This window comes from Aphanizomenon flos-aquae FACHB-1287 (assembly GCF_014698755.1).
GTDB classification, from domain to species: domain Bacteria; phylum Cyanobacteriota; class Cyanobacteriia; order Cyanobacteriales; family Nostocaceae; genus Dolichospermum; species Dolichospermum flosaquae.
Genome location: NZ_JACJTO010000042.1, coordinates 13,948 through 34,317, shown reverse-complemented (window position 1 = coordinate 34,317; position 20,370 = coordinate 13,948). Strand labels below are relative to the sequence as shown.

The window sequence follows — 20,370 nt, the reverse complement described above, 5'->3', positions numbered from 1 at the left end:
TTGGGAAATGAGTTTATGATCATGGTTAATCAAAATATTTTAATCCTTCGCCCAAAATTTAACATATTTTTGGCTATTTTTATCAGGCTTTTCTTAACATTCAACACTTCTGATAGAAAATATATTTTTCTCCAAATCATAAATTATCATCATTAACTATTCACAGAAAATCTACAAACTACAATCCTCTACATCCTTAAATCCTGGTAATCCTGATTCTGACAACCACTATTAATAACTAAAAACTTAAATCGAATAAATACCCTTGTCAATAGGGTTTGAGATGCGCTTACCGTGCTTAGGAAAGGGATATAAAAAAGCATTTCAGTATTTACAGTTTACGATGAATAAATCGAGATACTAAAGTTTGAAAAGTTCGTAAAATCCTTGGCTGAGGAATAATCCAATATTCTGTAAGTATAGATTCCTGTCCATTGATATTCCCAAGCTAATTTAGCTGAAAAGGGCAAGTAAGCTGACGGCTGGTCTAATTCAAATTGACAAATCTGAACATATAAATTTTGCTGTTCTGGTGTCATTTTCACGTCATTCATCAATCAACAACCTCCTCCACAGCTAATTTCTGGTGGCACTTTTGGAGTTGGATAAATAACTTTCATTTCTATCCCTAAAAAATCACTTATTTCCTGTCCTAGCCATAATAATTCACCTTGAGATAGTTGATATTCATCATCACCAACTTCGTATTCAATACCATGTTCTGAGTACATAAATAACTTGGGCTGAATTGTTACTGTCTGATTTACTACGCTCCCTCGGTCATTTAAATAGTTATCAAATGTATAGCCGGCGTTATACACTAAAAGATTGATAAAAGATGAGTTTTGCCATTGTTTAGGTTCTGATATGTCATCAGCAAAGCCTAAGCCTATCCTGATAGTCGAGTTCCGATTAATGGATATGATTTTATAAAATGTTGAAGCATTTAAATTCGGATTGATGATGTTAATTATTATTGGAATTACCTTAATTAATATCCCAATCATTAACAAGGCGAGAATTATAGCACCTCCTGCAAATATCATCCCAAAAAACAAAAATATTACAATTACTGTAGTAATTTGTTTTTTCCGCTTTTTTTCAAACACTATTTCTAGTTTATTTTGATCTCGGTATAGTTTTACCTTGCTACCGACAGGTCTAAGATGGGAATCATCGCTATGACTTTCATTTTTAGATTTAAGTTCAGCTATTGCTACTTTTGCAGAATCAAATCGTTGATCAGCAAAAGGATGTGTCATCTTCTCCAACCATCGGATCAACTTATTATTAATAGCAATATTTTTGAACTGTACTCTTCCATTAACTTGTGGCAGTTCAGCAGGGTGAACTCCCGTCATTAAATAAATTAGAGTCATCCCAAAACTATACAAATCTGAAGCTATTGTTGTTTGTCCAGAGAATTGTTCAAAAGGCATATAACCATAGCTACCTACTATAGTTATCGTCCCGCTATCTTTACTCGCTACAGTTTGTACTGAACCAAAGTCTACTAAATAGAGATTGCCGATACTATTACCAGAACGGTTAGTCAAAAGAATATTACTTGGTTTAATATCTCGATGAATTATTGGTGGGATTTGTTCGTGTAGATAGGTGAGGATATTTAAAAAACTTTCAGCTAGTTCAATAACTTCAACTTCAGAAAATTTTCGTCCGTTACGAATTACTGTTTCTAGAGAAGGAGCATCAATATAGGTTTGGATGAGAAAGAAACTCTTAATATTATCAATTTCTGATTCAAAGTAATCCAGATATTTTGGGATTCCAGGGTGGTTTAAATTTTGCAAAGTTTTTGCTTCGCGCTCAAATAGTTTCAAGTCATCCCACTGAAATTCTTGACCAAGTTGTAAAGTTTTGATGATAACTAATTGTTGAGTATGTAAATCCTTGGCTAAGAATGTCTGTCGTGCTGCCTTTTTACTAAGCTGTTGGCAGATTTCGTAGCGATTGACTAATATAGTTTCAACTTCCATTTTTACCTCAGTTAAAACTTTTGTAATTATCCAAAAACTGTATCCCCTCAATATTTCGGGGTTAAGAGTTATTGGGGCTTAAATGAATAACCAAGGGAATGAAGAGAAGACCGCTCATAAATAATATTTGCCAAAGAGGGAATATTAGACTATAAGCAACTCCGAAATTTTCGGCAGCGTTAGTTGTTTTCGCTCATCCAACTGGGGTTAAATACGACTAACCCCAGTATACTATGTTATTTTGAGATTAGATCATTTTCACAAATCATCAGTCATATTATTTGATACGAACCACTCCAGGCGCGGAGGACACGGAGGTGGAGAGAAAGGAGACTGTTAGATTTTATTTAGCAACGTTATTTTTATAATTATTTGCTTTTCATCCTTTTACTAAAAATCCGATAGTACAGCCAGGTGCTAAGTTCTTTGATGGGAAATAGTATATAGGTCAAGGGGTTGACTGTGACGATAATATTTCTGAAATCCCGTTTTGCAAAAAATAAAATTCCCTTTGCAACTTGATTTGCTGACATTACACCATAGGGGTTTAGTTGACTTTTGAATGGTCCTAAAATTAATTTGCGAATTACACAATTTTGATCTAATCTTTTGAGGGTGACAATATCCCCTAATGCTCTTTTGCTTAGTTCATACAAGGGACTTAAGGCTGGAGAAACTTCGGCTTCTGATGTATTTACCCATATTTCTTTGGTGGCTTTGTCTTGGGGTCCGGTGACGGTTGCAGAAAAAATATCTATCAATTTTAATGCGGAAAAGGTGTTAATTTGATAGGAGTTATAAATGTCGGTAGAATTTCTATTTCCATAGACATTTACGCCATGATTGATAATGAGAATATCAACTTTTTCTAAACTTTCTTTTAGTTGAGTTTCATTACCTAATTCCCATTTTACAACTTTAACCCGCGGTTGAATTGCGATTTTTTCCGGGTTGGTTGTTAATGCCACAATTTTGGCGTTATGCTTTAATAATTCCGCTGCTAATGCTTGTCCTAATGCACCGGAAGCACCTGTTAAAGCGACAGTTTTACCTTTGAGAGAAAGTCCTGTTCCTAATATTTTATCCACTAGGGGAAATACACCACTATAGTAAGCGTTAACATCATCAAAATGATGTCGCCAATGATAGCTTCTATTTACCCACAAAACGGAGGGAATTGTGTCTAATGCTCCGGGTAAATGATTATAATCTGTGTCTATTGTTCCTTGGAAATATCGCAGAGATGCACCGTATAAAAAAGTAACAGCATAAGCGACTCCTAACCACAATCCCCATTGATGCGCTAGTAAGGCAATTATTGTTAAAATTACTACTAATATGACAGATTCAACGATATCATGATACAATTGGGAATCTACGTAGGCTTTTTGGGAAATTAAAGTTAAATCCCGTTTATATACAGCATGATGTTTATTATGCCATTTCGCTAACCATGTTATTTGATGACACAAAGCATGATAAGCGTCTCTGACAATTTCTGCGAGTAGGAGGGAGGAAAATCCCCAGGTTGTGAACTGGATACATTTATTTACTAAAACTGTATCAATAGTTAAGCTTTGAGCCAAAATCATCATTTTTCTAGTAGTAGCACTTTTTCTGATATTGTGTATTTTTCCTGATCTATTCTAGCAGAATCAATGCTTCTAGCGATCGCTAATTTGCTCAATTAATCGCTGTTCTAGTAAATCTAATAATTCATCTATATCTTTTCCCAGTTCTTGAAAACAAGTTTCTGGTGATGATTTGGGTACAAATTGAATTAACTTAATTTCCCCTTTCCCAATTCCAATCATGACTACTTCTGTTTCGGGTTGGTTATTATCAATAATTCCCAAAATTTCTTGGAGACGATTTTCAACTCGCTCATTTAATTTTTCTATTTCGGTTTGCGGACAATAGACAAAATGGGGAGTTGGTTGTAAATCAATCCCAATAGTCCCCTGACGATTACCATTTTCTAACCACAATCCCCAAAAAAGTGCGGCTAGTTCTAACTGATTATTTTTGACAAATCTATCTAACTGTCCGCGCCATTTGTTCTCTGCTGTTTCGGGTTGAGGAATACTAAACATAATCATTAATTGGTAATTTTATTTTTCTATTTTAACCCAGATTGCACCCGCCAGAGGCTTGTGTAAATACCATTTTTCTCTAATAGTTGTTCATGAGTTCCTGCTTCTACTAATTTACCATGTTCCATGACATAAATACAATCAGCGTTGCGAATTGTGGAAAGACGGTGAGCTATGGCTATAGTAGTTCTATTGACGGTAATTCGTTCTAAAGAACGTTGAATAGCAGCTTCAGTTTCATTGTCTACTGCTGAGGTAGCTTCATCTAAAATGAGAATTGGTGGATCTTTTAATACTGCGCGAGCGATCGCAATTCGTTGTCTTTGTCCTCCAGATAATTTTTGTCCCCTTTCCCCTACTATTGTCTCATAACCTTGGGGCAAACTCATAATAAAATCATTAGCCTCTGCGATTTTTGCCGCTATGATTATATCATCATTGGTAGCAGTAAAAGTCCCATAGGCAATATTTTCTCCCACTGTACCATGAAATAAAAATACATCCTGACTCACTAAACCAATAGAGCGGCGTAAATCTTGCAAATTTAACTGTTGTAAATCAATTCCATCTAAAGTAATTTTCCCATTTTGCACTTCATAAAACCGCAGTAATAGTTTAACTAATGTGCTTTTTCCTGAACCTGTTGAACCCACAATGGCAATTGTATGGCCTGCAGGAATTTCTAAAGATAAATTGTGAATAATTGGGTTTCTATTTTGATAAGCAAAACTCACATTTTGAAATTCTAAAGCCCCGCGAATCATATCTATAGGTAAATCAATATTTCCAGGATGAATTGCCATGGGAGTATCTAACAAATCCATAACTCGATTAGTAGAAGCCATCGCCCTTTGATATAAATCAAAAGTATCTCCTAATCTGGTTAATGGCCACAGTAAAAGCTGGACTAAAAACACCAAAGAACTATAAGCACCTACAGCCAATTTGCCCTCTACTGCTGCCATACCGCCAAATAATAGCAATATTGTAAAAGCTATTAAAATGAACATCCGAATAATCGGAATATAACCGGCAGATAAAGCGATCGCTTTGGCATTACTTTGACGATAGGCATTACTTTCTGATTCTACACGCGCTGCTTCATAAATTTCTGCCGTAAAACTTTTAATGGTAGTAATTCCACTCAAATTATTAGATAATCTGCTATTGAGTAATCCTACTTTTTCCCGAACCTCAGCATAACGAGGTGCAAGAAATTTCTGAAAAAATACCGAACCAATGAGAATAAATGGCATGGGCAAAATTGCCAGACCAGCCACACTAGGCGCTAAAATAAAAAAAGCACCGCCAACGATAATAATAGTAGTAGTTACTTGAATAATATCGTTTGCACCCACATCCAAAAACCGCTCTAATTGGTTAATATCATCACTGAGGATAGACATCAAACCACCAGTGCTACGTTCTTCAAAATAAGCTAATTCTAATTCCTGTAAATGTTTATATGCGTCCAACCGTAAATTATGCTGAATATTCTGTCCCAAATTGCGCCATAGTAATTTATAGGCATATTCAAACAATGACTCCAACACCCAAGTAATCACCGTCAACAAGGATAAAATCAGAAATTGCCCATAAATGTCTTTTACCCCTAATCGGGCAATAATAGAATCCTCTTGCTTAACTACCACATCTACCGCAATACCAATTAATACGGGAGGTGCTAAATCAAAAACTTTATTGAGGATAGAAGCACCGACGGCCAGACGAATTTGTTGAATATACTGATGTCCATATTCAAATAAACGCTGGAGGGGACGAACAGAATATTTACGCTTTGTTGATAATCGGGGAGATCTAAATGGCATAGCCACATTAATTAATAATTACTTGCAGCTAATAGTACCACATAATTGAGTTCATTTATTATCAATATTGAATCAATAGATACAGTTATCTTCCTTTAGCAATAGAAGAGATAATTTTCAGAAATTAGTAACTTGTAATTTGGCAAACTCCAGTTTTGGGAATTATATTAGAAAATATTGTCGCTAAAATTATTGTTCCCAGCAGCAAACAGCAGGGTATAATAACCGTGTCAACAAACCAGATGTGCTAATTTTCAGCAAAGACTACCGATACAGCCAACATTTCCACAAAAGTTTAGGGAATATGTCATATCAATCTTGATTTTGTTCAAAAATGCCAGTAATGTGAGCAAATCTCACCCCCAAAACCAGAACCCGACGTAAAACTAGACAAATCAATATTATGTCTACTCCCAATCATCAGCAACTCTCACTCCCAGAAGCCAAGAAAATACTCAACAAATTTAACTGTCTGGATATTGCCCCCGTTCTTAAACCGTCAGAAAAAGTTCCCACCCGTGAGGCACTAATTTTTCTTACCAGTCTTACCGATTATCAAATTTTAGGTATTTGTGCTGATACTGCTGAAGAGGGAATTTTAGCCATGAAAACCTATTCTCGCGCTTTGGGTTATCAAGCACCAACTGATTTACCACAACCAGAAGGACCAGTTTACATCAAATTAAATGGCAAAAATGGCTCGTGTTATCTCGATTCCTATTCTGGTCATCATCGGGGAGTGCTAGTATCTTGTCAGTCCTATCAAGAGGGAGGAGTTAACGAGATGTATGGACATTTACCCCTCGATTTATTTGTCTAGAATTTCGTTTACAATCATCTGTAGGGTGGGCAATGCTCACCCCATTCTTAATCACTAAATTACTAGATAATATGAGCCTTGTTACATTACAATCAGTTAAAAAAGATTTTGGCATTAAAGAACTTTTAAAAGATGCTAATTTTAGTCTTGATACTAATGATAAAGTTGGTTTAATTGGTACTAATGGTTCTGGTAAATCAACTTTATTAAAAATGATCGCCGGCTTAGAATCAATTGATAGTGGGCAAATTTTAGTTAATTCCGGTGCGAAAATTGTTTACTTACCCCAACAGCCAGATATAGACGAAAATCACACAGTTTTAGAACAGGTATTTGCTGACAGTGGTGAACAAATGCACCTAGTTAAAGAGTATGAAGAATTATCTGATAAATTGGCACATTATCCCGATGATAGTCAATTAATGTCTCATCTTTCCAGTGTAGTGCAGCGCATGGATGCTACAGGTGCATGGGAAGTAGAAACCAACGCTAAAATCATTTTAACAAAACTAGGAATTGCTGATTTTGATGTGAAAGTTGGTACACTATCAGGAGGATATCGCAAGCGTATTGCTTTAGCCGCAGCCTTAATATCAGAACCTGATTTATTATTAATGGATGAACCGACAAACCATCTTGACGCTCTGTCTGTAGAATGGTTACAAAGTTATTTAAATCGCTATCGTGGCGCACTTTTATTAATTACTCATGATCGTTATTTTTTAGATCGGGTTACTAATAGAATTATCGAAATTGATCGAGGTGATATTTACAATTATACAGGTAATTATTCCTATTATCTAGAAAAAAAGGCCTTAGCTGAAGAGTCCGCTGTTAGCACTCAACGGAAACATCAAGGAATTTTACGACGAGAATTAGAATGGTTAAAAAAAGGACCAAAAGCTAGAAGCACGAAACAAAAAGCCAGAATTGAACGCGCTCATGCTTTGCGAGATACTGAATTTAAACAACTTAATGGTAAGGTTGATATTTCTACCGTTGGCCGTCGTATTGGTAAGAAAGTTATTGAACTGAAAAATGTTAGTAAAGCCTATAATAGTAGAACCTTAATTAAGGATTTTACCTATGAATTTAGTCCAGAAGATAGAATTGGTATTATTGGTGGAAATGGTGCCGGAAAATCTACTTTAATGGATATTATTACCGCCAGAATTAAACCAGATTCTGGTATTGTAGAAATTGGAACTACAATTCATATTGGTTATTTTAACCAACATTCAGAAGAATTGTTAACGGCTGTGAATGAAGATCAGCGAGTAATTGATTATATTAAAGAAGAAGGAGAATTTATTGAAATATCCGACGGAACTAAAATCACTGCTTCCCAAATGTTAGAGAGATTTTTGTTTCCGGGAAATCAACAATATGCACCCATTCATAAACTTTCTGGAGGAGAAAAACGCCGTTTATTTTTATTACGTATTCTCATTAGTGCGCCCAATGTGTTGATTTTAGATGAACCGACTAATGATTTAGATGTACAGACATTAGCGGTATTAGAAGACTATTTAGAAGATTTTAATGGTTGTGTAATAGTAGTTTCTCATGATCGTTACTTTTTAGATCGGACGGTAGATAGAATTTTTGCTTTAGAAGAAGGTGGAGGTTTACGTCAATATCCGGGTAATTATTCCATTTATTTAGATTATAAAAAAGCTGAGGAAGCAGAAAAACAAGAAACACAAAAACCTGTAATTGTCGAAGAAAAGGTTGTCTCTCCTGTTACAGAGACTAAAAAACGCCGCAGATTATCCAATTGGGAAAGACGGGAATTTGCAGAATTAGAAGGAAAAATTGCCAAATTAGAAGCTGATAAAACAGCATTAGAAAAGAAGTTAGCAACTGTAGCTGGAAATTATAGCGAAGTGCAAAAACTTTATGAACAGGTGGAAACTCTCAAGAAAAATATTGATTTGTCCACAGAACGTTGGTTAGAATTAGCGGAAATGGATTCTTAGGTTGCAATTAAATTAATCGTCTTGTTGAAATCTTCAAATATACGTAGGGTGGGTTAGCAAAAGCGTAACCCACCATCTGATTAGGTAGTTATGTAAAATAAATTGCATATCTCATATAATTTACGCTTATAAGAGCTAATACATATATCTAAATTATTTAATAATTTAGGAATCTATTTATATTTAAGTTAATAGGCAAAAGTGACAAAATTGCAGCAATTATGTCCCTTTTTTTGGCTATTTTTAGTCCGTAGTTGTCTGTTTCTTAGTGATATTTTCAACCTAAAAGGGCAATTTTACGGATATTTGTGCGGAAAATGCTGTTATCATCAAGCTATTGAAAGTGACAAAACTGAAACAATTATGTCACTTTTATTTTGTCTAAGTCTCTAGACAGATGTTTTTATTTTTAATAGGATGTAGTCAGGAAATGAAAAAGTACAACGTTTCCGGTTTTCTAGATTTTTTGACTTTTTAAAACCAAGGAGAATACGAAGATGGCTAATATTGTAATATCTGAACTACATCCTGCTGGTTCTGATTTTTTTATCGATTCTGAAAGCTTTTTGTATGAGCTAACTGATAACGAAATTATGGTAATCTTAGGTGGTAAAATATGGCCTCTTTATAATCTGGAGGGAAAACTAATAGGGTATGTTGATGATGGGAAGTAACTATCCATTAGCGCAGTTGCGAACAGCCCAATAGGGAATGTTGCGAACGGGAAGTAAGTATTTGTAGGGTGCGTTAGCATGAGTCATAACGCACCAAGAGCATCAAACTATTTTTTCTCGTTCCCAGTCTCCGACTGGGAATGCTACTGAGAGGCTCTGCCTCCATAACTTAGTATCAATGAAGGCAGAGCCTTCCGTAATTCATTCCCATACAGAGTATGGGAACGAGAAACTATCATATCAATTGTTTATAGTGAATGATGAAGAATAAAATACCCCATTTTAATATTATTAAAAATTATTAAAAAAGGGGTTTTGTCTATTCTGCAATTAGTTAAATACTAATACTGTTGAGAATAAGTCTGGGTTGGAGATATTCGTAATTTACTAAACGTCCCTTATTATTCAATTCAATTTTTCTCTGTACCATATTCAATTCTTGCTGAAATTTATTCACAACTTGGTCAGCATTTGGATCTGTAAATTCTTCCTCTTCATAATATCCCAGTCTGTCATAACGATAGTCTGAAAGTATGTACACAGTTGATAATTGGGTATTTGTGGGCTTTGCTGGTGGTAGAAAATCTATCAGGGCTTGACGGTCTTCAATATCACCCTTTTGTTGAATTTCTTGATAAGCAGCTAGGGGCATATTAGGAATAAAACCCATGTATTCATATTGGGAGAAATTAACCGCCGAATGCTGAGGACCACAAATATATATGATAGTAGTAACAATCTCAACTAATTGTTCTAAGGTATCAATGCGGTCGCTCATACCCTTAACTCTACCACCATCCTGAGCCACCAATTCCCGCGCCCAAGCTTGCAGTTCTCCGTCTGCTTTCAAGTCTGCTGGACTCTTATAATAAAGCTGCAAATAGTTAAATACAAACTTATTAATCGCATTCCATAACAAAATTCCATCATCCCGATAAGGATAATGTGGCAAGTTTTTCACATCATCTACACCGCGATTTTTGAGTTCCCTGGATAGAGCAAACTGGTCCAGACTCCAACTTTTATAGGCATCTACCACAATTTGCAATGATTCTTGCAGAGTTCCTGCTAATAATTCATCCACAAAACCGCCCCTACTAACCAGACGCTTGCGGGCTAAATCATTATTAGCCAACATAAACCGGAAATGGGGTCTGAGTAATATTCTCAGAGGATGATTTTCAGCCAGTTGACGCGGGGTGACAACAGCAAAGGGTTCCATTACCAGGTGAGTCCGGCATAAATGGCTGCTCATTTCATGATGATTAGCATCAGCAATTTGCACACAGGACTTAGCATAAAACCAGGTTAAAGGGTCATCAAAAGGAGTTAGCAAAGGGCTGACTTTACCTGCTTTGGGGACGATTTGAATGGCTACAGGTACTAATTGGCCTCGATCTTGAAAGCCTGAACTGCGCCAACAGAAAAAGGCTAGAGGTGCTGGTAGGTACTTTTTTCCTTTGGCATAAGTGCCACCTTGAACGAACGCCAAGGATCTATAATCAGCGACATATAGATTTCCTGTGGCCAATCTTTCGATTAAATTAATAGAATTGCCAAACTTATCCTGTAATTCTTCGATGGTAAAGGCAAAGTTAGCTGGCATTTGCTTAATTTGACGTAAAACCATCGGATTTACCCCACAAAGCCGTTGTTCCGCGAAGGAATCATCGGTTTCATAGGTTTTCATCACATTAGGTTTTTGCAAAACTGGGAAAAAGTCCTCATAATCTTGCAATTCATCTAAAGGATCCCACATAGCATGAGTTTTAACAGCCATCATATTTAGAGGAAGTTCTGCTGCCTTTAATGTCCGTTCAGCAATATACTTAGTAGAAAAATTCTCTGCGGGAGGTACGCTTTTGATCATTGCCATAGGCGGCAAAAAATCATACATGAATTGATACTCTTTGCGGCCTTTCTCTAGAGAAGATTGGCGTTGTGCGGGGTTTGGGTCATTTTGAGGTAGAAATGGCTGCATGATATTTATTTATAATATGGACTAGGATATTTGGCTTAAGTAAGAGCGACGAGCTTTACCCACGGTAATAATAACATTGGTCAGCATTTCTAATGCTAAGTCTTTCCCCGGACAAATGCGGCCAGCATGACGAGAACCAACGGAATTAAAACCCATGTGAAAAGGGCAAAGATTTTCTCTGTTTGCATTAAATTCATAAGCAGTTTTTCCCCAAAAATCTTCACTTAACATCCCCAAAAGCATAGGAATTAAAATTTTAGTTCCTTTCGGAAAGGTTCGCGCTTTACCCGCAACTGTCACCGTAAATGGTTCTGTAGCAACTCGGTGGGAGGCACTTACGGGCATAAACAGACGAGCGCATTCTAACAGAAAAAGTTGAATACTAGGACGATCATTAAGATCGAGTCTGTCCCAATAATTCTTAATGTCAATTTTATCAGTTTGACGACCTTGGTAAGCAGGAAGGGATTGATAACCTAATGCTGTTTTTCCCAAGTGTAGCGGCCCTTGCAACCCGGCAATACTCATTAAAGACACCATCAGTTTTGCAAGTTCTCGCCGCGTCATTTTATGATATTTAGGGTCGTTCTCTTCAAAATTAGCTAAGGCTGGAGAATTTTCGTAAATCGTCGCTACTTGCTCTACCAGTTCAGGAACTTGACGAAATCCCCATATATTTAACTTTTCTAAACTACTGCTGCCAGCAAAATAATATAATGTTCCCCTTTTGGTATAGTGTAAGGTTGTGATAATTCTGATTGTTGCTTCATCATCAGGATTAATGCCAAAAATAACGTAGTGAAGATACCGGACTAAAAAGCCCATCCAATCTCGTTGATCATTATTGAAAAATTCTTCTAAACTATTATTGGTAATTCTATCTACATAATCAGCCGCTAACTTATTGAACAAACGTTGTGCTACTTGATCATTTTGACGCATTACCATGTCTTCATTAAAGAAGTAATTATCAACACACTGACGGAAAGCATGATGATTTTCCCCACCGGCTGCTGGGTCTGAGAGAGTAATTAAAAGAACATTGCGACCTCCTTGATCAACTCCTGGACTATGACTAGAACTAAGCATGGAAGTTCCCAGTCTCCAGTCACGGGCTTGGGGTGAGGTTAGGGCGGTTTCTAGGGTTTTAAAGTCTCCTAAGACTACTTCCCCTGCACAACAAAAAGCCTCCCCCAGCACTTGCCTTTTTCTATCTAGGTAAGGTGGATCATTGGCAATTGTTCCCTCTACAAAACTGATTATAGGCAAAAAGGTACGGCTGACTGGGTTTTGAGGGTTCTCTATTGCCCAAGCTTGAAAGTGATTCAGGGTTTTGTCTAATAATGTTGGTTGCATAAAGGTTATTTTTCTTTTGAAGGATAGTTAAATTTAGTCGAAAATCCAGTTTTGATCAATATTTTTTAATTTTTGATATTTATTTGTTCTATCACATCTTCATAAATATCTGCCATTGTCAAAGTTAAGTTAACTGAATCTAAATGTAATTTATCATCTTTTCCTAATACTTCCGTTGACCAATTTCCTTGATCATCTTGACGACAAACCTCCACTTTTATTTGATTTTGGTAAACTAGAACATATTCCTTTAGACTGTCTATAGTTTGATAATTAATGCGTTTTTCACGTTTGTCTATTGTTGCTGTGGAATTAGATAAAACTTCTATAATCAAATTAGGACGAGTTTTAAAGTACCTTTCCTTATCTTCAGGATCACAAGTAACAATAATATCAGGATAGTAGAATATATTAGCATTTCTGATTTTAACTTTTACTTTCATATCTGACACGAAAGCACGACAGGAACTCCCACGCAAATGGGGACGTAATATAGCGATAATATTACCTTTTATCAAACTGCGATCTTCGCTTGCACCCGCCATTGCAAAAATTTGTCCGGCCACATATTCATGGCGAATATCGCTAGATTTTTCAGCGTCTAGGTATTGTTCAACACTAATAATACTTAATGGAGATTGCATAATTTTGATTTGATGGCTGAGAAATTAGGTATAATTCTATTTTATTATATTAAAAAAACTTACCATGAGCCAAACTGCAATAAATCTGGTTGCTATATCTGTTTTTCTGATGACTTTTTCTACTTTATTAGGACCGTTAATACATCTTTCTCCCACAATACCAGCTTTAGCTACAGTGACGTTTTTAGGAATTGCAACTTTAGATAATTTCAGCTTTCAAGGTAAGGGAGGAACGATATTTTTAGACTTTCTAGCGCGATTTTCTCCAGAATATAAAGAACGCATTTTACATCATGAAGCAGGTCATTTTCTCGTGGCTCACTTATTAGAAATCCCCATAACTGGCTATACTCTTAGTGCGTGGGAAGCTTGGAAACAAGGACAACCAGGACAAGGGGGGGTATCAATAGATGATAGGGAGTTAACAACGCAAATAGAAAAAGGTGAAATTAGTGCCCAAATTTTAGACCGTTATTGTACAATTTTAATGGCGGGAATTGCTGCGGAAAATTTGATTTTTAATTCGGCTGAAGGTGGTAATGATGATAAAATTAAGTTAATGCAATTTTTGCAAGGTCTTGGTTTTTCTGAGGCTATTTATCAACAAAAACAACGGTTTTATTTACTTCAATCTAAAAATCTGATCCAGGAGAATTGGGAAAGTTATCAAGCTTTGGTGGAAGCAATGAGAAAAGGGGTTTCTGCTATGGAGTGTTTGGAAGTGATTATCTCACGCAGAAGCGCAGAGACGCAGAGTGCAGAAGAAGAGAATATTTAGAAATGTTAAATGATTTAAGTCACTATATATTTCATATTTACTGTGATAAGTTACAGATAATAATACGGTGATCAAGTGCGCGTCATTATTTTCTCTGGCGTTTCGATGGAATTATGTGGGGGAACTCATGTTAATAATACGGCGGAAATTGGCGTTTTTAAAATCATTTCTGAAGCCGGAGTTGCGTCTGGAGTGAGAAGAATAGAAGCGGTTTCTGGGGCTGCGGTATTGGATTATTTGAATGTGCGTGATATGGTAACAAAAGATTTGTGCGATCGCTTTAAGGTCAAACCCGAAGAAATACCCGACAGAATCACCACTTTACAAACCGAACTTCGCAACAATGAAAAAGAAATTCAAACCCTGAAATCACAAATAGCAATTGTTAAATCTGACAGCTTATTACAAACTGCGGAAATGATCGGAGAACATAAAATTATTGTTGCTCAAATGGCAGATATTGACCCAGAATCATTAAAAGCTGCTGCGGAAAGATTACTGCAAAAAATCGGTAATGGGGCGGTGGTTTTAGGTTCTATTCCCGAAGCCGGAAAAGTGAGTATTGTTGCAGCTTTTAGTTCTGAAGTGAATAAAAAAGGAATCCAAGCGGGAAAATTTGTGGGAACGATAGCGAAAATTTGTGGAGGTGGTGGTGGTGGAAAACCCAATCTCGCGCAAGCTGGGGGACGTGACGCGAGTAAGTTACCGGAGGCTTTAGAAACTGCAAAAAATGATTTATTAGCAGCGTTGAAATAGGATTTTGAAGAATGATGTAGAGACGTTTCATGAAGCGTCTCTACAATGTATGCACCAAACATCAAAATTGACTGTCTAAGACTGTAAAATTTCAAAAATTTTGTTAATCACTTCTGTTAATTTTTCACTTTTAATTTGACCTGCTTTATATAGGATAATTTGCTTTTCAGCAGTAAAAAGCCGATTTGGTCTAATATTACTTGGCTGATTTAAACCACCTGAGTTAAAATCAAAATTATCTATTCCAATAGCATACATATCATTAACAGATTGACTGGTAATTTGACAAAGAATCATGTCATTTCCCTGAAGTGTAGCAATAACTAAAGCTGGTCTACGTTTTGTTTGACTTAAATTTGAAAATGGAAAGGGAACAATAACAACATCACCTTTTATAAATTCTGCCATGCTGCATCTTCCTCTGGTTTCAACCAATCTTTTGCTAGTGAAGATTCACTCATAATCGTAATTTCTAGCATCTTATTTTGTTGGTGCTTGGTTTGCAAAAACTGGACAAAATCTAAGATTTCCTGTAACACAGGTTCAGGTAATTTTTCTAATTCTTGTGTTATTTGTTCTTTAATTGTCATTTGAATGTTACCCTTTACTAATTGTCAACAGATATGATATCAGCTTCCGCCGTAATTGTATTTATATCGTCACTGCTATTTTACCAACTTCTGTAGAAGGTTCAGGTATAGGTTTTCCATCTTCTTTCAATACTTCCAAATACAATTCTATAGCTTCTTTAATATTTTCCTGTACTTCTGCTAAAGTATCCCCAATGCTGACACAACCGGGTAAGTCAGGAACATAAGCACCCCAGTTTGTTTCACCACGTTCATAAATTACTGCATACTCAATCATTATATTTCTCCTAATTTTGCTTGCTTCCAAATTGATGAAAGTGTACCTATGGGAATGTCATCACTTGGTTTTCCAGGTACAACTACAATACCTGATTTATTTTCATTTTTGAGGATACGGTGACTACCTCTAATGCGGTCAATATACCAACCATCATCTTCTAGAATTTTGAGAACTTCTTTAACCTTCATTGTTTACTATCATAGCGTGATTAGTGATTTGATAAATTTTTGGTAAAAACACTAATATATTAAGTATAATATATTTAATCTACAGAATAGAGAATGTTATTTATTAAGTTAGTTTAAGGAGTTGTATGATTTCTAGTTACATTAAAATGGAGGATAGAGAACTTTTAAAACTCTACAAACAGGGTGAGACAAATTTTATTTATCATAGATTTTATAACAGAAATAGTCAATTTATTAGGATAGGTATCGGAACTTTTCTTGAGCGTAATGTTCCAGATTTTAGCAATGAAAATCTAACAAAAATCATCTTAAATAATTCAAAACTATATGATGCAAATCTTAGTGGTACAAATCTTAGTAGTGCAAGTTTAATTGATGCGGACTTTAGTAGTGCAAGGTTAATTGATGCAAATCTTAGTGGTGCAAACCTGAGTAGTGCAATTTTAATTAATACAGACCTTAGTGGTGCTAATCTTTCTGGTGCTGATTTAACAAATGCTTGTTTAGATGGTGCTATTTTAAAAGGTGTTATTATTGATAATAATACGAAAATTGATAAAAAGTATTATTTAATTTGGAGAATTTTTAATGAAGAATTAATGGATCGAAATTTATCTGGAGTTGATTTAACAGGTGCTTGGTTAGAGAAGGCTAACTTAAATAAAGTTAATTTATCTAATGGTAAGTTACATGAAGTTTGTTTTAGCAACGAAATGGATAAAATTTACACTCTTGACAGAAGACTAGCAACAAGACTAAAAGGAGCAAACTTAACAGAAGCAAATTTAGAAAATGTAAATTTAAGAGGAGCAGATTTGAGAGATGCAAACTTAACAGAAGCAAATTTAGAAAATGCAAATTTAAAAGTAGCAGATTTGAGAGATGCAAAATTAATACGTGTAAATCTGAGGGGAGTAGATTTAACAGAAGCAGACTTAAGAAAAGCAAGCTTAACAGGTGCAAATCTTAGTGGAGCAGACTTGAGAGGATGTAGAATTAGAGGATCTAATTTTGCGGATGTAGATTTTAGAAACACTAATTTAACTGGGACTAAAACTCAACTTACAGGTGTTAGCACTTTACGAGGAGCAATTTATAATGATGAAACTAAATTTCCTGAAGGATTTGATCCCAAAACTGCACAAATGATCCATGAAGATGATATTAAAACTAAAAAATATCATAATTCCCAATGGATAGAATTATTAACCAAGAAAAAAGTTAAAACAGTAAAATCTCCACCACCACGAGAAGGACAAGAAAAATTTAAAGAAGAACTAACAAAAAAATATGGTTATAAATGTTTAATTAGTGGTTGTGAAATTAAAGAAATTATTGAAGCAGCACATATTATTCCCTATCGGGATCTTAATTCTCATGATGTTGCTAATGGCTTACTTTTGAGAGTAGATTTGCATAGACTTTTTGATGCACACCTCATAGCTATTCATCCAACAACCAGAGAAGTATTAATATCTGAACAAATAGCGAAAGACTATCAAGATATTAGAGGAATAGAAATAGAAAGTTGTCTAACTGGTGAAGATGCTACTAAACAACAGGACGCGCTAAGATATCATTATGAACAATGTAATTGGATAAATAAGCGACTTCTTGAATAATTCAGCGATCTGATATAATAAATTTAGTTATTATTTCTCTGTTATCTTCATTTAACAAACCATGCTAAAAAGTGTAAAAATAGAGAATTTTCGAGGTTTCAAATCTTTTGAACTTCAGCAATTAGGTAGAATTAACTTACTGGTTGGTGAAAATAATAGCGGTAAAACATCAATACTCGAAGCTATTCAGCTTTTATGTTCACGTTGTAATTTAGAAATACTGCGTGAAAGAATGAATAACCGCAGTGAATATTTTTATGATGATGAACTGAGGAGAGAAGGTGAAATTGGAAGAGATGGAGAACTTGATATTCGTCACTTGTTTTATGGTCACGAAATTGAAGCAGGAAGTCAATTATCTATCATAGATAATAACCAAAATAAACTGAGTTTATTCATAGAATTATCTCCTAGTGATGAAAAAATACCAGATGAACTACAAGAACTTCAATTTAGAGTTTCTTGGACTCCTGAATTAGCAGATGAAACTTTCATATTACCTTTATCATCAAATGGTGGACTTCCTGTATTTCATATACGTAAATTTCGTACAAATTCTAAAAACCCACGACCAAAAACACTATTTATTACATCATCATCTTTAAAAACAGATCAAATGATAGAGTTATTTAATCAAGTGGTACTAACACCTGATGAAAAAATTATTGAACAAGCACTGAATAAAATAGATTCAAAAATTCAACGTATTGCTGCGGTTAATCCTCAAAGATTAAGATATTCTCCATATTCACGCAATGGTTTTGTTCTACTTATTAGTGATAAAAAACAGCGTGTACCAATTGGCAGTATGGGAGATGGAATTTGGCGAATTTTAGGACTTGCACTAGCTATAGTATCAGCTAAAGATGGTTATTTATTTGTAGATGAAATTGACACCGGACTTCATTTTACTGCAATGTCTGATATGTGGAAAATGATTTGGGATACAGCCAAAAAATTAAATGTCCAAGTTTTTGCAACTACACATAATAGTGATTGTTGGCAAAGTTTAGCTGATATTGCAGAACAAGAAAATGTAACTGATGATGGAATTAGGATTCATAGAATTGAAAAAGGTAAAGAAAAAAGTATAGTCTTTAATGAAGCACAAATTGTTATTGCTGCTGAAAGAGAATTAGAGGTACGTTAGCAATGGCAAAACATTATCACCCCAAAAGGCTATTAGTTGAAGGTCAAGATGATTTACGAGTCATACCAGAATTAATTGAAAAAAATGGAATTAATTGGGGAGCAAAAAAAGAGGAAGCAATTATATCAATTCAAGAATGTGGAGGTTATGAAAATATTACTTATGACCTGATATATACAGAATTACAAACTGGAAGATGTACACATTTAGGTTTAATGGTAGATGCAGATGATAATGCTTCTTTACGTTGGCAAAGTATCAGAAATGCTTGTTTGCAAATAGAAAGTATTTCTCATCTTCCTGAACAAATACCAGAAACAGGATTAATTATTAATACACAAGATGGTAAAAAAATTGGTGTTTGGATTATGCCAGATAATATCATCGAAGGGATGTTAGAAACCTTTTTAGGTTATATGATTCCAGAACAGGGAGAACATCTTTGGCAATATGCTCAGGAAGTAGCAAGAGAAGCAAAAAATAAAGGTGCAGAATTTAAAGAATCTTATATTGATAAAGCCGAAATTTATACCTGGTTAGCATGGCAAGATGAACCAGGGAGACAAATACATCAAGCTATCAAGTATAATATTTTAAATCCGCAAACTCCCAAGGTTCAAGGTTTTATCAATTGGTTTAAAGATTTGTATGATTTGTAATCTCAAAATTTAAAGATAACAACAACAATATCAGCAATCGGGGATCTGAGTATTATAATGATCTTGCCCTCATTATACTCACTATGAAAATCAATACCATACTCAATGCAGAACCAAAACCCCAATTTTGACTAGCACCAAGAAACTGATTATACACTAACCGCGCAGCAGTCATACTCGAAGCACCACCAAGTAATTCTGGGTCTATAAAATCCCCCAACCCCGTCACAAAAACTAGCAGCGAACCAGCAATAATTCCTGGTAAAACTTGAGGTACAGTTACTTGCCAAAATGTTTGTATTGGATTTGCACCCAAATCAGCAGCAGCTTCTAACAACTTTTTATCTAACTTTTCCAAAGAAGCATATAAAATTAATACCATATAAGGTAGCAAACTGTAACTCATACCAATTAATACCGCTGAGTTACTATTAAGAATATTCAAAGTAGGTAAGCTAAAACTAGTTAATATACTATTTAATAATCCTGTCGGACGTAAAATTGTAATCCATGCGTAAGAACGCAATAAAGAAGAAGTCCACAAAGGCAAAACAAAACCCAATACTAATAAATTTTGCCAACGTTTTGGTACTATTAAAGCAATCCAATAAGCAACTGGAAAACCTAAAATTAACGTAATAATCGTAGTCCCAAATGCCAACAAAAGTGAGTTGAATATCACTTTTAAATAAATCGGTTCAAAAATGCGAATATAGTTACCCAAACCACTGGGATTTACTAAATCACCTGGTCGAATATCCGGTACTAAACTTAACTCAAAAATTATGAATGTTGGCAAAATTAATAACATTAATAGCCAAATACCAGATGGTGCTAGTAATGCTAAGGGAGATAGCCAATTTCTCCAACTAGGTTTTAATTTCTCTGTTTTATTGAGATTGTTAAAAGATGCCATTTGCAAATTATTAATTATCTATTATTTATCTTTTTACCTATGATCAATTACCCTTTTT

At 35.1% G+C, this 20,370-nt stretch carries 19 protein-coding genes and 1 pseudogene; 8 read left to right on the top strand and 12 right to left on the bottom strand.

Annotated elements, in window-relative coordinates; genetic code table 11:
- Window positions 1-557: 557 nt before the first annotated feature.
- From H6G44_RS16855 to H6G44_RS16840, 4 genes are all read right to left on the bottom strand, one after another.
- Window positions 558-1,997 carry a serine/threonine protein kinase gene (locus tag H6G44_RS16855; protein ID WP_190387685.1) on the bottom strand — a complete coding sequence of 480 codons (1,440 nt, stop codon included), beginning with the start codon at window positions 1,995-1,997 and terminating at the stop codon, window positions 558-560.
- A gap of 368 nt (window positions 1,998-2,365) precedes the next feature.
- On the bottom strand, window positions 2,366-3,589 hold the full coding sequence (locus tag H6G44_RS16850; RefSeq protein ID WP_190387686.1) for a bifunctional sterol desaturase/short chain dehydrogenase: 1,224 nt from the start codon (window positions 3,587-3,589) through the stop codon (window positions 2,366-2,368).
- A gap of 72 nt (window positions 3,590-3,661) precedes the next feature.
- Window positions 3,662-4,090, bottom strand: coding sequence for a beta-carboxysome assembly chaperone CcmS (gene ccmS, locus H6G44_RS16845; protein ID WP_190387684.1), 429 nt, complete (start codon window positions 4,088-4,090; stop codon window positions 3,662-3,664).
- Window positions 4,091-4,116: 26 nt separating this feature from the next.
- Window positions 4,117-5,919 carry an ABC transporter ATP-binding protein gene (locus H6G44_RS16840; protein WP_190387683.1) on the bottom strand — a complete coding sequence of 601 codons (1,803 nt, stop codon included), beginning with the start codon at window positions 5,917-5,919 and terminating at the stop codon, window positions 4,117-4,119.
- Between the two features lie 403 nt (window positions 5,920-6,322).
- Between H6G44_RS16840 and H6G44_RS16835 the strand changes: the two genes are divergently transcribed.
- From H6G44_RS16835 to H6G44_RS16825, 3 genes are all read left to right on the top strand, one after another.
- Entirely contained in the window at window positions 6,323-6,739 is a 417-nt protein-coding gene (locus H6G44_RS16835; protein WP_190387682.1) for a DUF1824 family protein, read from the top strand.
- A gap of 71 nt (window positions 6,740-6,810) precedes the next feature.
- Entirely contained in the window at window positions 6,811-8,718 is a 1,908-nt protein-coding gene (locus H6G44_RS16830; protein ID WP_190387681.1) for an ABC-F family ATP-binding cassette domain-containing protein, read from the top strand.
- 497 nt (window positions 8,719-9,215) lie between these two features.
- A complete protein-coding gene (locus H6G44_RS16825; RefSeq protein WP_190387680.1) occupies window positions 9,216-9,392 on the top strand; it encodes a hypothetical protein in 177 nt (58 codons plus the stop codon).
- 334 nt (window positions 9,393-9,726) lie between these two features.
- On the opposite strand, the gene H6G44_RS16820 is transcribed toward H6G44_RS16825, so the two are convergent.
- The 3 genes from H6G44_RS16820 to H6G44_RS16810 form a co-directional block, all read right to left on the bottom strand.
- Complete coding sequence (locus H6G44_RS16820) at window positions 9,727-11,373, bottom strand: lipoxygenase family protein (RefSeq protein ID WP_190387679.1); 1,647 nt, start codon at window positions 11,371-11,373, stop codon at window positions 9,727-9,729.
- Window positions 11,374-11,394: 21 nt separating this feature from the next.
- Window positions 11,395-12,729, bottom strand: a complete 1,335-nt coding sequence (locus H6G44_RS16815) for a cytochrome 450 (protein ID WP_190387678.1) — start codon at window positions 12,727-12,729, stop codon at window positions 11,395-11,397.
- Between the two features lie 65 nt (window positions 12,730-12,794).
- Window positions 12,795-13,373 carry a Uma2 family endonuclease gene (locus H6G44_RS16810; protein ID WP_190387677.1) on the bottom strand — a complete coding sequence of 193 codons (579 nt, stop codon included), beginning with the start codon at window positions 13,371-13,373 and terminating at the stop codon, window positions 12,795-12,797.
- 64 nt (window positions 13,374-13,437) lie between these two features.
- Here H6G44_RS16810 and H6G44_RS16805 point away from each other — a divergent pair, with 64 nt between their 5' ends.
- Window positions 13,438-14,151 (top strand): ATP-dependent Zn protease, encoded by a 714-nt coding sequence (locus H6G44_RS16805; protein ID WP_190387676.1) that lies wholly within the window; start codon window positions 13,438-13,440, stop codon window positions 14,149-14,151.
- Window positions 14,152-14,214: 63 nt separating this feature from the next.
- Window positions 14,215-14,907 (top strand): annotated as a pseudogene (locus H6G44_RS16800) (DHHA1 domain-containing protein); the annotation flags it as partial.
- 75 nt (window positions 14,908-14,982) lie between these two features.
- Here the strand turns inward: H6G44_RS16800 and H6G44_RS16795 are convergent.
- The 4 genes from H6G44_RS16795 to H6G44_RS16780 all read right to left on the bottom strand — a co-directional run bounded on the left by H6G44_RS16795 (window position 14,983) and on the right by H6G44_RS16780 (window position 15,965).
- Entirely contained in the window at window positions 14,983-15,315 is a 333-nt protein-coding gene (locus tag H6G44_RS16795; protein ID WP_190387675.1) for a type II toxin-antitoxin system PemK/MazF family toxin, read from the bottom strand.
- The gene (locus H6G44_RS16790; RefSeq protein ID WP_190387674.1) at window positions 15,300-15,497 is read right to left on the bottom strand and encodes a DUF2281 domain-containing protein; all 198 of its coding nucleotides are present in this window, start codon (window positions 15,495-15,497) and stop codon (window positions 15,300-15,302) included. Before H6G44_RS16790 ends, H6G44_RS16795 begins: the two co-directional genes overlap by 16 nt.
- 61 nt (window positions 15,498-15,558) lie before the next feature.
- Window positions 15,559-15,774, bottom strand: coding sequence for a type II toxin-antitoxin system HicB family antitoxin (locus H6G44_RS16785; protein WP_190387673.1), 216 nt, complete (start codon window positions 15,772-15,774; stop codon window positions 15,559-15,561).
- The gene (locus H6G44_RS16780) at window positions 15,774-15,965 is read right to left on the bottom strand and encodes a type II toxin-antitoxin system HicA family toxin (RefSeq protein WP_168538879.1); all 192 of its coding nucleotides are present in this window, start codon (window positions 15,963-15,965) and stop codon (window positions 15,774-15,776) included. Before H6G44_RS16780 ends, H6G44_RS16785 begins: the two co-directional genes overlap by 1 nt.
- 125 nt (window positions 15,966-16,090) lie before the next feature.
- Here H6G44_RS16780 and H6G44_RS16775 point away from each other — a divergent pair, with 125 nt between their 5' ends.
- From H6G44_RS16775 to H6G44_RS16765, 3 genes are all read left to right on the top strand, one after another.
- Window positions 16,091-17,587, top strand: coding sequence for a pentapeptide repeat-containing protein (locus H6G44_RS16775; RefSeq protein WP_190387672.1), 1,497 nt, complete (start codon window positions 16,091-16,093; stop codon window positions 17,585-17,587).
- Window positions 17,588-17,648: 61 nt separating this feature from the next.
- Window positions 17,649-18,737: an AAA family ATPase gene (locus H6G44_RS16770; RefSeq protein WP_190387671.1), complete on the top strand. Its 1,089-nt coding sequence runs from the start codon at window positions 17,649-17,651 to the stop codon at window positions 18,735-18,737.
- A 2-nt stretch (window positions 18,738-18,739) separates the two neighbouring features.
- Complete coding sequence (locus H6G44_RS16765; protein ID WP_190387670.1) at window positions 18,740-19,396, top strand: DUF3226 domain-containing protein; 657 nt, start codon at window positions 18,740-18,742, stop codon at window positions 19,394-19,396.
- A gap of 52 nt (window positions 19,397-19,448) precedes the next feature.
- Here the strand turns inward: H6G44_RS16765 and H6G44_RS16760 are convergent, their stop codons facing one another.
- Window positions 19,449-20,312: an ABC transporter permease gene (locus H6G44_RS16760; RefSeq protein ID WP_190387669.1), complete on the bottom strand. Its 864-nt coding sequence runs from the start codon at window positions 20,310-20,312 to the stop codon at window positions 19,449-19,451.
- Between the last annotated feature and the right edge of the window lie 58 nt (window positions 20,313-20,370).